This window comes from Peribacillus sp. NJ4 (assembly GCF_030348345.1).
Classification (GTDB): Bacteria; Bacillota; Bacilli; order Bacillales; family DSM-1321; genus Peribacillus.
On record NZ_JAUCFQ010000001.1, the window covers coordinates 3,038,140 to 3,052,321 of the forward strand.

The 14,182-nt window shown below is 41.5% G+C and carries 13 protein-coding genes; 2 read left to right on the top strand and 11 right to left on the bottom strand.

What is annotated here, in order from left to right:
* Positions 1 to 12: 12 nt before the first annotated feature.
* The 10 genes from QUF94_RS15130 to QUF94_RS15175 all read right to left on the bottom strand — a co-directional run bounded on the left by QUF94_RS15130 (position 13) and on the right by QUF94_RS15175 (position 10,072).
* Positions 13 to 522 carry an aromatic-ring-hydroxylating dioxygenase subunit beta gene (locus QUF94_RS15130; RefSeq protein ID WP_289316578.1) on the bottom strand — a complete coding sequence of 170 codons (510 nt, stop codon included), beginning with the start codon at positions 520 to 522 and terminating at the stop codon, positions 13 to 15.
* Positions 523 to 543: 21 nt separating this feature from the next.
* Complete coding sequence (locus QUF94_RS15135) at positions 544 to 1,845, bottom strand: aromatic ring-hydroxylating oxygenase subunit alpha (protein ID WP_289316579.1); 1,302 nt, start codon at positions 1,843 to 1,845, stop codon at positions 544 to 546.
* Between the two features lie 39 nt (positions 1,846 to 1,884).
* Positions 1,885 to 2,670, bottom strand: a complete 786-nt coding sequence (gene nadX / locus QUF94_RS15140; RefSeq protein ID WP_289316580.1) for an aspartate dehydrogenase — start codon at positions 2,668 to 2,670, stop codon at positions 1,885 to 1,887.
* Between the two features lie 16 nt (positions 2,671 to 2,686).
* Entirely contained in the window at positions 2,687 to 4,132 is a 1,446-nt protein-coding gene (locus QUF94_RS15145; protein ID WP_289316581.1) for an aldehyde dehydrogenase family protein, read from the bottom strand.
* A gap of 12 nt (positions 4,133 to 4,144) precedes the next feature.
* Positions 4,145 to 5,833: a thiamine pyrophosphate-binding protein gene (locus QUF94_RS15150; RefSeq protein WP_289316582.1), complete on the bottom strand. Its 1,689-nt coding sequence runs from the start codon at positions 5,831 to 5,833 to the stop codon at positions 4,145 to 4,147.
* A gap of 30 nt (positions 5,834 to 5,863) precedes the next feature.
* The gene (locus QUF94_RS15155) at positions 5,864 to 6,655 is read right to left on the bottom strand and encodes an SDR family oxidoreductase (protein ID WP_289316583.1); all 792 of its coding nucleotides are present in this window, start codon (positions 6,653 to 6,655) and stop codon (positions 5,864 to 5,866) included.
* A gap of 122 nt (positions 6,656 to 6,777) precedes the next feature.
* Positions 6,778 to 7,716, bottom strand: a complete 939-nt coding sequence (locus QUF94_RS15160; protein WP_289316584.1) for a VOC family protein — start codon at positions 7,714 to 7,716, stop codon at positions 6,778 to 6,780.
* 122 nt (positions 7,717 to 7,838) lie between these two features.
* Complete coding sequence (locus QUF94_RS15165; RefSeq protein ID WP_289316585.1) at positions 7,839 to 8,372, bottom strand: cupin domain-containing protein; 534 nt, start codon at positions 8,370 to 8,372, stop codon at positions 7,839 to 7,841.
* Between the two features lie 288 nt (positions 8,373 to 8,660).
* The gene (locus tag QUF94_RS15170) at positions 8,661 to 9,476 is read right to left on the bottom strand and encodes an IclR family transcriptional regulator (protein WP_289316586.1); all 816 of its coding nucleotides are present in this window, start codon (positions 9,474 to 9,476) and stop codon (positions 8,661 to 8,663) included.
* Between the two features lie 377 nt (positions 9,477 to 9,853).
* Complete coding sequence (locus QUF94_RS15175) at positions 9,854 to 10,072, bottom strand: alpha/beta fold hydrolase (protein ID WP_289316587.1); 219 nt, start codon at positions 10,070 to 10,072, stop codon at positions 9,854 to 9,856.
* Positions 10,073 to 10,832: 760 nt separating this feature from the next.
* Here QUF94_RS15175 and QUF94_RS15180 point away from each other — a divergent pair.
* Both QUF94_RS15180 and yppF read left to right on the top strand, forming a co-directional pair.
* Positions 10,833 to 12,122, top strand: coding sequence for an MFS transporter (locus QUF94_RS15180; protein WP_289316588.1), 1,290 nt, complete (start codon positions 10,833 to 10,835; stop codon positions 12,120 to 12,122).
* Between the two features lie 315 nt (positions 12,123 to 12,437).
* On the top strand, positions 12,438 to 12,620 hold the full coding sequence (gene yppF, locus QUF94_RS15185; protein ID WP_289316589.1) for a YppF family protein: 183 nt from the start codon (positions 12,438 to 12,440) through the stop codon (positions 12,618 to 12,620).
* Between the two features lie 185 nt (positions 12,621 to 12,805).
* Here yppF and QUF94_RS15190 read toward each other — a convergent pair whose 3' ends face one another.
* Entirely contained in the window at positions 12,806 to 14,131 is a 1,326-nt protein-coding gene (locus tag QUF94_RS15190; RefSeq protein WP_289316590.1) for a GntT/GntP/DsdX family permease, read from the bottom strand.
* Positions 14,132 to 14,182: the final 51 nt, after the last annotated feature.

Genomic DNA, 14,182 nt, shown 5'->3' on the forward strand with positions numbered 1-14,182 from the left:
TCCAAGTCCATATTATACGAAGATAGCAAGATTCCTGGTATTTATCGTTGTTTGGTCAACAATGAATATCCGTTTGGAAAGTTTCCATTTACCATCTTCGAATATGAATTCGTCATTTCGTTCCCCCGAAATCAAATCGTGTTGAATATCCGTGCTTCGGCTTCGATAGATAAGCAGATAACTCTTAACGACTGCCTTTTCACCTTCTACAAAGTCTTTAACGCGTACATTAGAGACAAAACGCCGTGTTCTTGATGGTGGTATTTCCGCCCATGCATAATCTGTTTTCAATCGATCCACGCGCAGCTTCAGCAGCTCAATATCATCATTAAATGTAAACATGTCCGTTGAATAATCCGGGCGTTCCACCCCTTCTTTATTAACACGAACAGGCATTTGATAACGCAAGCTGGTGTGCATTAGATCGAACCAATCATCAAATTCAATATCATCCAATAATTGTGCTTCATCATACAACCACTGTTCAAATTCACATTTAAGCAACATTTTCTCCACGTTCATTTCCGTTCCCCCTCCCAGTTATTATTTCGTCATTAATTCCAGCCAGTACTTGTAGAAATTCCGTTGGCTCGCTTCTGTAAATTTATCATCGTAAGCAATACCCGGTCCGATAAAATCAACAGGATCACGATGTAGACCCATGGTATAATTATAGGTTAAGTTCTTAAGGAAAGGCATTGGACCTTGGGCTGCTTCAGTAATATCCGTAAACACTTCCGTATCATCCTGTTCGAAAATACCGGATGGGCTAAAGGTCAATATAAACGAATCTCTTGATCTATCTTTCCAATCTTGGGAGGCGTTCTTTTCCACGAGCATCCAAGCGATCACTTCCATTTTATTGTGACCGATTGGACGCCACATTCTAATTGAAGTGTTAGAGATGAACTGGTCTTTGATTTTTGTATGGGATATTAAAAAGGATAAGTTGGGGAAAACGTTTCCAATCATATTCTTTAAGTTTGATAACACTTCATATTGTTCTTCAGTCAGGTTACTTTTAAATTCATCTTTCAATTCTTCAGGGAAAGCGAAGTCAGGGTTAGGTGTCCCTAAGTTTAGTCCATGTCCATTATCCATATGGATTTGAAAACCACGCTTTGAATAGGTAGCATTGGGCACCATCCCCAGTTTTGCGATGGAGCCGTGCGTGACCATCGTGTGATAGGAATCACCAGCAAAGTTATCGGAACCCACTTTCCAGTTGGAATTAACGACGAATCTTTGAGGGACGCCGATAACTTCCATTTCTGCACGACCTACAAGTAAGTCCAAATACCATTTAATATCTCCAAGAAACTCTTCAAGCGGCTCTGCATCTTCATTCCAAGTTCCAAATAAAAGACCTTTATAAGATTCAAGCTTCACTTTATGAAGGCCCATTTCTGAACGGTCAAGGGTGCCCCCATAAATGTCCTTTTGTAATGGTACCCCCACGAGCTCACCTGTGTTTTTAAAATTAAATCCATGATAGGGACATGTAAATAAAGACTTGTTCCCTTTATCTGCACGGCATAGTTTCATTCCGCGATGGGTGCACATATTATAAAACGCCCTGATTTCCCCTTCAGCATCGCGAGTAATGATGAGCGAGTAGCCAGCAAGTTCACGGGTCATGAAGTCTCCTTTGTTGGGAACTTCAGATTCATGACCGACAAAAACCCATGTTTTCAAAAACACTTTTTCATGTTCTATATCATAAACCTTTTGATCTCCAAGGAGGTATGCAGGTATAACGCCTTCCTCTGGTTTAACGGTTTCATTCAAATAGTTGACAACTTGCTGTTTTGACATTTCTTCTAAGGATTTATCAGTTTTAAGCATACTTACTCTCTCCCTTCCATAAGCTTGACCAATAATTCATTACCCGATTTGAACGCTCTTTTCCTTGTTTTGCAGAGTAGCCAAAACACTTAATGCGGCTAGATAACTCGTTTTCGGATTATTTGGCATCGGATCATTTTCCACTTCAAGCTTTAGTTTCCCGAACGAACCTGACGCTTCAATTAAGTGGTTGTTTTTAAACACTTTTGGATCGGCAATGATTTTCACTTTCGTCTTTTCAGATCCAAGACCAGCCAAAGACAGCACAATCGCAACATTAATGTTTCTCGGAAACTGTTTGATCGCTTCTGCAGCCGATCCTTCGAATAAAACCGTTTCTTCTTCCACTGAAGAACCTGTGGGCAATGCGTTTGGCGGTTTTCTCGTAGTGATGCAAACAGAATCAAGGCCATTCACCGCTTTTGCCGATTTAAGGACATCGAGACCTCCAATCGCACCAGATGGAAGGAAAATATTCACTTTATTTTTTTTGCAAATCTGGTTTGATTGTTCTTCGAAGGCAGCATTCGCCATCACGCCTATACTGCTTAACAAGAGATTTCTCCCGCTTTTAAGCACTTTCAATGAGTACTCTTCAGCAGCTTCAATCGTTGCAGCCTCTATGACTAAATCTACATCCGATTTAAGGAGTTCGTCGACATCACTATATGGCTGTGTCCTGAAATCTTCAGCCAGTTGAGCTGCGATTTCTTCACGGCGGGCATAAATCGAAACGATTTTCCCACCTGGAAGAAGTCCGTCGTTATTAATTGCCTGAAGCAGAAATTTCCCGATATTGCCGCACCCGATTAAGCCTAACTTCATATAGTTTCATCCTTCCTCAATCAGCAAACCCGTATGAGTCCGCAAAGAATTCCAGCCCGCAATGCCTTGTTTCCCGGGAAACACCACTTTCTTTTAAGCCAGGGAAATCCAGAGCCAAGTCGCTGAAAACGGTATGATTATTATGGAAAACCGCACCAGCTTCGAGTCGATCTGCCATTTCAACAGCTATATCTTCATTATCGGTCCAAACAGACGCACGCAAGGCAAACTCACTATCATTCGCTAATTTTACAACTTCATCAATATCATTGAAAGGTAAAATTGGAATGACAGGACCGAATTGTTCTACCCTAACCACTTCACTCTGCTGATTGACACCAGTAATAATGGAAGGAAGCATATAATAACCTTTATCCCAAGTTTCAGGATTCAGTTGAATGCCAGCAGTGATTATGTTTCCTCCTTCCTTAGCGGTACGTTCGATCAAGCCATTCACATAGTCATACTGTACTTTATTATTCAATGGACCCATCGTTACGTCAGGCTGAATGCCATCCCCAATTACCACCCGGCTAAACTCTTTGGTCAGCTTCTCAACTACCTCGTCATAACGTGATTCATGGACATATACTCGTTTAACCGCAGAACACACCTGACCTGCAGCCCGTAAAATCCCCATCCTCAAACGTTTGATCGCCGCTTCATCCATAGTTGCGTCTTCCAAAATAATGGCAGGATCATTGCCGCCAAGTTCCATATACACTTTTTGCAGGTTTCCAGCTGATTTCTTCATGATATCTTTTCCAGTTTCTGTACTTCCGACAAACGCCACTGTCCGTACACGGGAATCGGAACAAAGTTTGTCGCCGATTGCTTTTCCTGATCCTGAGACTATATTGATGACTCCTGGAGGAAAATGTTCAGCAACTACTTTTAAACAGGTCATTATCGTTAACGGGCAATTCGTTGCAGGTTTTACTACAACCGCATTGCCTGCCAAGACAGCAGGTATGACCCTTTTAAATGTTAATATCATCGGAGAATTCCACGGTGTGATAATTGCCGTGACACCTCTTGCCCTTCTCCGGATTTGAACTTTTTGATTTCCTGGGAGCACTTCAGGCTTCCACCAATCAAGTAGTTCTGTCGCGCAGCCCTTCATGACTTCAACACAGCGTAATAAATCCTTTTTAGCTTCAACTAGTGTTTTGCCATTTTCACGTACAAACACTGTAACATTTTCCTCGATTATTTTTGAAAGTTCTTCTGCCGCTGAGTTCATCCGGCTAGCCCGATCCCTGACATCAGAGCGAGACCACGTTTCAAAAGCATTTTCTGCCGCTACAATCGCGTCATTCACGATTTCCCCAGAGCATTTTGCCACCTGGCCAACTACTTCCGATGTGTTTGCGGGATTGATCACATCGGCTTTTTCAATCATTTCTATCCATTCTCCATTAACAAGGCATTTTCCTGAAACAAATGGGTATGTCGAAATCATTCTCAATCCTCCTTATAGTTTTTTTGGTTTAAATGCTTCCGCAGCTCCTGGTGGTCCACCAAATGGCTTGGCCATTGGACCGACAGCATCCATATCAACAACGATCATTGAAGGTTTACGTCTTTCTTTTGCTTTTTTCAGTTCAGATATGAATTCATCTCCAGATCCAATCCGTACTGCATCAAAATGCATGGACTCAGCCAGTTTCACAAAATCTGGACTTAATAAATCCACGGCTACCTGCCGACCATATGCGGCAGTTTGAATATTGCGAAGAACCCCATAGCCTGAGTCATCGAACAATACGATGATAACTGGTAAGTTTTCTTCGGCTGCCGTAACCATTTCCCCGACATTCACCATAAATCCACCGTCTCCAGCCATAAGAACTACGGTTTTATCTTTACACCCCATTTGGGCACCGATTGCTGTTGGAAGACCTTGACCAATTCCACCGCCAGATGCATGAATGGATGTTCTCGGTTCATAGATTTCAAATAAACGGCTGCCCCAAACGTTTGCCTGTACAGTTACATCTCGAACTAAAATGGTATCGTCCGGTAATATCTCCCTCATGCCATCTACAAATTGCTCATAGGGTCCAAGCGTTTCCCGGAGTTGAGCACGCACTTCATTTCTAAGCGAAAGGACTTCTTGTAAATAAGAAGGTTCAGCCTGCACTGAATTTCCTTCGAGATTTTGAATGATGGCAGCTAGCATATCTTTTGCATCGCCAACCAAACCCAGCGTGGCCTTATAATTCCGGTTAATGGCCTGCCAATCCGCATCGATCGCTATATGTTCCTCTGGCACCGGCACTTTCCAGTTGGATGTTTCATTTCCCCTGAATCTTACACCTACACTGATCAATAAATCCGCATTTCCCAAAAACTCTTTTGTTGTTTCATAAGCCGCAAAATGTCCGATGCATTGTTCATGGTTTTCGGGGATCGAACCTTTTCCTGACTGACTGGTTATAACTGCTGCACCAAGGATTTCCGCCAATTTTTGCAGCTCTTGCGAAGCATTGGCAGTGATGACTCCACCCCCGGCCCATATCACAGGACGGCGTGCTTCAACCATTTTTTGCACGGCTTGTTCGGGAATGAATGGCGTTGAATTTGTTTCAGACGTTGAAGCTCGTTGTCCTTCGAGGGTTAGATCTTCTATGATTGCCGATTGATAGTCAATGGGAATTTCCAATGTAACCGGTCCTGTTGGTGCAGTTAACGCCTCTTGGATCGCCTTCCTTACAACTGCCGCAGTTTGCTCAGGATTTCTCAGCCTCACTGCATTTTTACACGCTCCGCTCATCATTGAAAGCTGGTCTTTACACTCATGTATGTATCCTTTGCCTGTACCAAGATAAGAAGAAGCTACCTCACCAGTAAGATGAAGAAGGGGAACACCAGCTGCCCAAGCTTCCACTAATGAACCAGCTGCATTACCTGCCCCTGTACCGGTACTCGTGATCACTACACCCAATTTCCCAGTAGCCCGGGCATATCCATCGGCCATATTGACGGCACCGCTCTCACCGCGTGAACAAATGAGTTTAATGCTCCCTTCTCTAAGAATTGCATCATAGATGGGCATATTGTGAATACTGACAATCCCGAAAGCCGCTTCCACTCCTGCTTGAACTAGTTCCTTTACGATGGAATCGGCGGTCGTAAACTCTATTTCTTCTTGTATTTTCATCGCGTTATCCTACCTTTTTTAGTAATATATTTAAAGTGCCTTTCCGATCGCTCCTGCTGTCTCAATCGTCGAACCCGCTACATAACTTGCTTTGTCTGAAGCAAGGAAAACAATGACACTGGCCACTTCTTCCGCTTCCCCTACGCGGCCGAGAGGGATATTACGTTTTTTCGCAAGGTCTCCGTAATATTCTTCCGGGTCCATATCAGGCGCATTTTTCAATCTTCTTCGCTCCCATTGATCGGTCCGGATCAATCCAAGACTCACTGAATTCACCAGTATGTTGTCAAAGGCAAGTTCCTGGGACAAGGTTTTGCTTAAATTAAGGAGACCAGCCCGTGCTGCTGCAGTCGCTACCATGTGACGTTCAGGTTCTTTAGCAAGCGTTGCATTAATATTAATAATCCGCCCCCCTCCCCTTTTAACTAAATGAGGATGCGTTGCACGAACGGCATATATGATGGCAAAAAACTTTAATTGAATCTGTTCATCCCACTGCTCATCCGTAATGTCAAAAAAGTAGCCCATAACGCTTTGACCGGCTGCATTCACCAATATATCGATCCCGCCAAACTTCTCAGCCGTACCATTAATGAAAGAATCCACATCCGATTTGGAGGTGACATCACAGGTTGAAGCAAAAATATCATCCTTAGTGCCAAATGAGAGCAATTGACTTTGTGCACTTTCCATACGCTCTGTGCTTCTGCCGCATATAGCCACTTTCGCTCCTTCAGCTAAAAACATTTCTGCTGTTTTTAATCCCACGCCCGATGTGCCGCCCATAATGACAGCCACTTTCCCTTTCAATCCTAAATCCATCTTGTCACTCCTTTTTCAAAACCATTTTCCTTAAGTGCGCTGCCCTTTAAAATACTGGAAGTTGTTTCACTGTAACCAATACATCTAGCGCAAGCACAAATGGAAGGAAGTGGAATACCCTCTCATTTTTCAGACATGACTGAATCATCTATAGCAGAGTCCACCCAGCCAGGATCGGGATCCCCGCCCATTGCTTTGCGGGCTTCGGGTTTCGGCGGCCCTGCAATCCCCCATTGATCCATTAAATGTGGTACCCGTTTCCATACACGTGCTCTCCATTCCGATTCATCTTCAATCGTTTCCAGATAACATGTATACTCCATAACAAAACCGCCTGGATCTTGAAAATAACAGAAAATATTGTCTCCAGGTCCATGACGTCCAGGTCCCCAAAGTTCTGACAGTCCCGCTTTCCGCACATTGCTTATGCCGCGCATCAGTTCATCCACGGAATCGACTTCGTAGGCGATATGATTGACTGACGCATGTTCATCTTGATTGAAGGCAATGGAGTGATGCATTCTGTTGCATCGCAGGAATGACATTTGATGCTCACTCCAATCGGTAACTTTAAAACCAAGTACGTCTGTATAAAACTCAACGATCATATCCAAGTTCTTAGTGTTCATTACAACATGATTCAGCTTCACTGGATCAACATTTTTCTTGTTCCAAATTGACGTTTGAACTTCCACCCAAGCCGAAAGCTCTATCACGCGATTTTCCGGATCAATAAACCGTAGGCCATAACCAGCACCTGCTTCATCCAAATATCCAGGCGGTTCAATAATTCGAACACCCTTCGATTGTAATATTCCCGCTGCTCGATCCACCGCATTTTTATCGACCATTCCGAAAGATAAATGGTGCAACCCACGTTTTTCTCCCTTGTGTAGGCTTAAAATATGATGTTCCGGTCCTGCCCCCCGAAAATAAACGGTATTCTCCTCATCCGGAGCATCCACTCTATCCAGTCCCCAAACCTTTTCGTAAAACTCTGCTTGATCGTCAAAATTCGGAGTAATCATGCTAATATGTCGTAAATGAGTAATCCCTAGCATCTTTTTTATACCTCCCATAAATCAGATTACCTTTTAGAAATTTGCATTGACCACATTTAAATCTAATCGAAAAGGGCGCCTCATTAATTTCCATAATGCAGGTGCCCTTTTCGGCTAAATGATCAGTCTTTAATGATGGCTTCTCTTTCTTTTGAGCGTTGTTTACGCAGTTCTTCCAGCTCGCTGCCTTCAGGATATGTTGGCAAGTTAGGCTTCACTGCCCCTAGCATCACGAGCATGCGCGCTTCAACATCACCGTCATTCCTAATTCCCCGATAAACCCCTGGTGGGCTACTGATGCAGTCTCTCGCACTTAGTTTAATTTCATGCACTTCGCTGAAGCTATCCTCTTGAATTAACGCAGTGACTTCACCCTCAAGAATGAAAAACACTTCTTCAACATCATCGTGAAGATGCAATGGCCCGATACATCCCGGCGGCAGCACCATTGTACTAAGAGTGAAATGTTCACCTGTAATTACATTTGTATCGTTATTTGCGGTGGCACCGCGTCCGATATATCTCATCTGTGCACGTCTATAAGCTGGATCGATTTCTTCTTGGAACTTCAAGACACCCCAATCAAGCGTACGGTCTTTCAATCGGGCAACATATTTTTTTTCAAAATCTTTCACTGAAAAAGTTTCTTTTGTCATTTTAAAATTCCTCCTTTTTTTGTTGTTTCTAAACCACAATGTGTTTCATAAGTAAAACATTGTTTCGTCTATGAATTAATACTAAAATGAAACCGCTTCATTGTCAATGAGTTTTTAGAATATTTAAAACTATTTTTACAATTCACACCTTCTTCCCTCTTGGTATAACTTGGAACGATGCAACCACCATATTCCTTTTTTTAACACAAAAAAAGTGCGGATACCCTAGAATTGGGGATCCACACTTTCGAAGATTATTCATTTTTTTAGATTGGCACTCAATCATGATCAGATATCTTCATGTTGAAACGGCGTAACCCCACTAAATCCCATATAAACGGATAACTGCCGAGAAACATCAAGGAGTTTAGGCAAGGCGATTTTATCGATGAAATCTTCCTGATAAGCCGACTCCGTCGCCACGACATTCAAGGCAGCCAATACATTTCCAGTGCGGTCAAAAATCGGAGCGGCAACAGAACGGATGCCAGGGTGGAATTCCCCACTTGTCATCGAATAACCATTTTGCCGAATCGATTCCAACTGTTTTTGAAACTCCCCCGGCGTGGTAAGAGTTTTATCTGTATAAGGAGTTAGGTTTGAGATTTTGAACATTTGCATTAGCATTTCTTTCGGTTGATAGGCCAAAAGCAATTTTCCATTGGCCAAAGCATGTGCCGGCAGCCGCAAACCTATGTTCACATTGACAGCGGATACCCCTCTAATTGGGGCACTCCCAACATACACAACTTCCTGTCCATCCAAAATGGACAGATGGCAGGAGGCTCCGATTTCATCACGCAGGTTCTCCATATAAGGTTGGACAATTTCCTGGAACTTCAAGCTATTCAAATAGCTGAAGCCCAATTCAAGTACCTTTGGCGTTAAACTGTAACGTTTCGTATGTTCATCCTGAGATAGATAACCAATATTTTGTAATGTGAATAATAAACGATATGGTACCGTTCTGCTTACTCCCAGTTGTTTTGCAATTTCTGAAAGAGACAAACTCGGCTGTACTTCATTAAAGAGCTTAATGATTTCCAACCCTCTTACCAATGAATTAGCACTATATTTCTCTTTCTCTTTTTCTTCGCTTGCCATTCGAGTATTCCCCCCGTTGTTATTGATTTCTCTGCGAACTATATACCCTATTGTTAAGATTTCTTCATCTCAACTACCTAGAAGGAACTTGCAGTATATGTACATCTCTTCCTGCAATTTCTTTTGGTGAATATTTTTTCATGCTTACTTCAATCTTTGCCTGCCTTTTGTCTCAGTAAAAACTCGGTAACATATTCATTGAAAACCCCTGGAAATTCCTGCTAACATAAATGGCCGGTATTCGTTACCATGGCAAACTCGGAATCAGGAATCAATTCATTTAAAAATTCTTGATTCACAAACCTGTGTGACCTGATCCAGTTCACCACACATGACCTATGTCGGGATAGATATAGAAGAAAGGATGTCCATTTGGTTTAAATTTGATAAGAGAAGGCAACGGACCGGTATCCAGCAGAACTTTCACCGTACCCTGGTGCGTCCCCGGCAATTACTCTAAATTCATCATCCAACTGACCGAGCTGTTGTCTCCATGATTGAGAATTGGTTCCCAAACCATGGAGGATAACAAGCGCTTTTCCTTCACCCGATTCCAAATAATGAATCGAGCTTTCTTCTAAATGGCTAATTGGCATCCTTGTAACCTCACAATCCTTTACTCTTCATGAATATTAAGTGTTTATTTGTCAATTAAAGCATAATTACATTTATAAAACTATTTGAAGGGCCTAGCTTAATTGACGTAACGATAGAATTACACGACTTATCGAAGACATCTCGATCCACCAAATATATCTAAATATGCAAATAAGAACAAATGAAGAATCTTAATACATCAATATTTTTTTTACCAAATCACGTGATTTTCCATAATAAGTATTTCATATATAAAACAACCTAAATGAATTATAAATTTTCCTGATTTTAAATTCAATATAAACAAGTCAGAATTTTTGATAATTTAATATTAATTCCTTTTTTTGACACAACTCAAATTCACTTCTCTTTTTAAGTCCTATATAAGGGCCTTTCCACTCATTTGCTTGTATGTTTTCCCCCACAACGTACAATAGTGTGCAACGGAGGTCGATTTTAAACATGAATCCCAATGGGTTATTTAAAAATGGCCATTGAATCATTTATTCTAAAAATGGAGAATTATCAAAATATTAAATTGACAATCAATTCTATTTATTTTATCGTAAATAAAGTAAAACTTTGTTTCACTTACAAAACATACCATTGCTTATTTATCTTTCATTATTTTAACGAAAGGCGGGATACAGATCTTAAAGGAGAAAATCAAAACTAGTACCTATCTAAAGGAAACCGTTATTCACTTATTCCAATGGTAAGTGTTTTAAGCAATGCTAAAAGCTATAAGGAGATGGTATTATGTTAAATGGGCAAAAAAGATGGCTGTATATTGCCGTTCCAATTTTTTTCTTTTGGTTTTTTGGACAAATTGATAAGGTTGGCATTTCCATTATTCAAACAGATCCAGAATTTTTGAATGCACTTGGTATGACAGGCGACGACAAAAACGCGAAGATCGGTCTTCTTTCTTTTGTATTCACCATTGCTTATGGAGTTTCAAATCTTTTTTGGGGCTTCATCATTGATAAATTAGGTGCCCGAAAAACAGCCATCGCCGGATTATTCGTATGGACTTTAACCATGATTACATCAGGTCTAGCAAATTCATATGAAATGTTTTTAATTAGCAGGGTCATTCTCGGTTTTGGCGAAGGGATGATGATTCCAGTTTCCGGTAAATTCATTTCTAACTGGTTTAATAAACGAGAATTGGGGAGGGCCCAGGCATCATGGCTCACCGGAAACTATTTAGGTCCTGCAATTGGAGCCGTTGTTTTGGTGCTCGTGATATCTTTACTCCACTGGCAAGCAGCTTTCTTTATGCTAGCAGCCTTCAACTTGTTTATTAATATCCCGATGTTCATCTTTTTGACGAGGAATACACCAGAAGAGCACCCCCGTATAAGTAAGGAGGAATTGGCTTTCATTCGCCAATCGGATGATGAAGACAAAGAAAGCATCCCTTCCGAGAGTAAGAGTTTCGCCCAGGATTATCGTTTCTGGATAGTCTGGTTCGGCATGCTCGTATGCTCCTTCCTTTTTTTCGGGATCAGCATTTGGCTCCCTACCTATCTCATCGAAGCAAAAGGATTCGAAAAGGAAGGGATGTCGAGCATTACTTCGCTTTCCTGGCTATTTGCTTTAGGGTTTGTCTTGGCATGCGGTTTTCTGGCGGACAAAACCAGACGTCCAAGTTTGATGGCCTCGATTCTATTTTCATTGACGGCTGTCTTTCTGACTGTAGCGGTATTCATCCCCAATCCTATTTTGGCCGGGCTATGTATGGGACTGGCAATGGGATGTCAAGGCGGTGTGTTCCATCTAAGTAATATGCTCATGGTAAAATACTCAACACCTGAAACGGCAGGACGTGCTGCTGGACTAATGGGATTCACGAATATAATGGGAGGCTTTTCAAGCTATATCATGGGGTGGCTTCGTGACTTGTCCGGCGGGGATTTCAGTACTTCGATCGCTATGCTGATTTTTGCAGCCCTCTTAGGTTTAGGAGCTTATATATTCTCCATTAAGAGAGAAGCGGCAGAACTGCTTTTATCACCTTTGCCTGCTCAAAAGATACAAGTCTAAAGAGAAAGTTCCTTGTAAAATCAGACCAACACTAGTTTAAATGACTATCTAACCCTTGAAATATCAAGGGTTTTTTTCTTGGGCGGACCTAAATGCGAGCCGGCACAATAAAAGTTGGAAAGAGCTCTAATCAGTCGGTATAGCTCTTTTTAGCATTTCCCGATAATAATTCGTCAATTTTTCCAGCGTTCATTCCTAATCATTCCTTTATTTGTATGAAAATGTCGATAGTTAAAATATTCAAAAAATGACAATTACTCGGTTACCCATGTTATATTGTTAATGAAAAAAATACTTGTCAAGTAAGGTGAGTGTGTGAATATAGAAGTTTTAATACTCCATTATATTCAGGAAAAACGTCAAAAGCCTAATCATGCCAATGAATTATTGGATTATATTCAGGATGAATATGTAAACGGGAAGCTGTCAATCTTACAATATAGAAGTCTTTGTCAGGACCTATATCTTCGAGGAGCAAAACAAACGTCTTCTGGGTGAAAACTGCCCTTGTCACTAATCAAATCACTTCCATAGCAAAGGCAACTATATTCAATCCTTTTCATTTACTTTAGAAGAGATCCCTTCCCAGAAAGTTTTTCAATAAATAAACCTCCATGATATGTCACCCCAAGACATATCACGGAGGTAAAGGTTACTTATTCAACAATTGAATCCTTTGTTGATTATATGAATATATCCAAAATTAAAACCAGACCGAATGCCACGAAAGAAAGCAAGGTTTCCATGACTGTCCATGTTTTGAAAGTTTCTTTTACGGTTAATCCCATATATTCTTTTACTAACCAGAAACCGGCGTCATTAACATGGGAAAACATAAGTGAGCCTGCGCCCGTGGCAATAACGAGTAATTCTAGATTAACACCCGTCATATTGGCAACGACCGGTGATACAATTCCTGCTGCCGTGGTCAAAGCGACTGTTGCAGAACCTGTGGCAACCCGAATCAATCCGGCCACAAGGAATGCAAGGACGATGGGTGATAATGATATTTCTTCAGACATGGAAGCAATTGCAGTCCCTACGCCACTATCAATTAAAATTTGCTTGAATCCTCCACCTGCACCGATAATAAGGATTATGGAAGCTAATGGCAATAAGCATTCTTCCGTTAACTTTTTAAGTAGCGATTTGTCCATGCCCTGTCTGAAACCCAAGAAATAGTAAGCTGCAAAACAGGAGATTAATAAGGCGATCACTGGACTTCCGATAAACAATAGGAATTTTTCTATGGAACCTGGTAGCGACAGATAAGGCGCCACTACAGTTAAAACCATCAACAAAACCGGCAAAAGGATGATGAAGAACGAAACTCCAGTCCCCGGTAATCCACTTGACTTTGTTTCCACCCGAATCAATTCCGGTTCTCCAACAGGAATGACCCGTTTATGAAGCCATTTTGCAAATATTGGACCGGCAATTACAGCTGTCGGGAATGCGATGATCAATGAGTACAGAAGTACGTGTCCCATGTTTGCATTATAGATTCCAATAGCTGTCATGGCTCCCGGATGTGGAGGTACCAGACCATGTACGATCGATAAACCAGCAAGCACTGGAATACCTATTAACAAGATGTTCACTTTGGTTGATTTTCGAATGGAAATGACCAAAGGCAGCAAGATGACTAAACCAACTTCAAAAAATACCGGAATACCGATGATGAAACCAGATAAAAGCATGGCCCATGGAAGGTTCTTCACGCCGAATTTATCAATGAAAAAGTCAGCTACCTGCATACCAGCTCCTGAGTCGGACATCATCTTTCCTAAGATGGTCCCTAAGGCCAATATTCCAATAAGGTGACCAAGGACAGCTCCGACACCCGTTTCATAAGCTCCTACAATCTTGTCCATTGGCAGTCCGGAAAAAACCGCTAAAAATAAACTGGCTACAGTCAAGCTTATGAATGCATGCCATTTCCACCATGATACCCCCAAAATAACAATTACGATTGCTATCAGCGTGATTCCTAATAAATATAGATCCATATGTTCTCCCCATCCCTAAGAAATCGCTTACAATCAAACCAATACAATAAA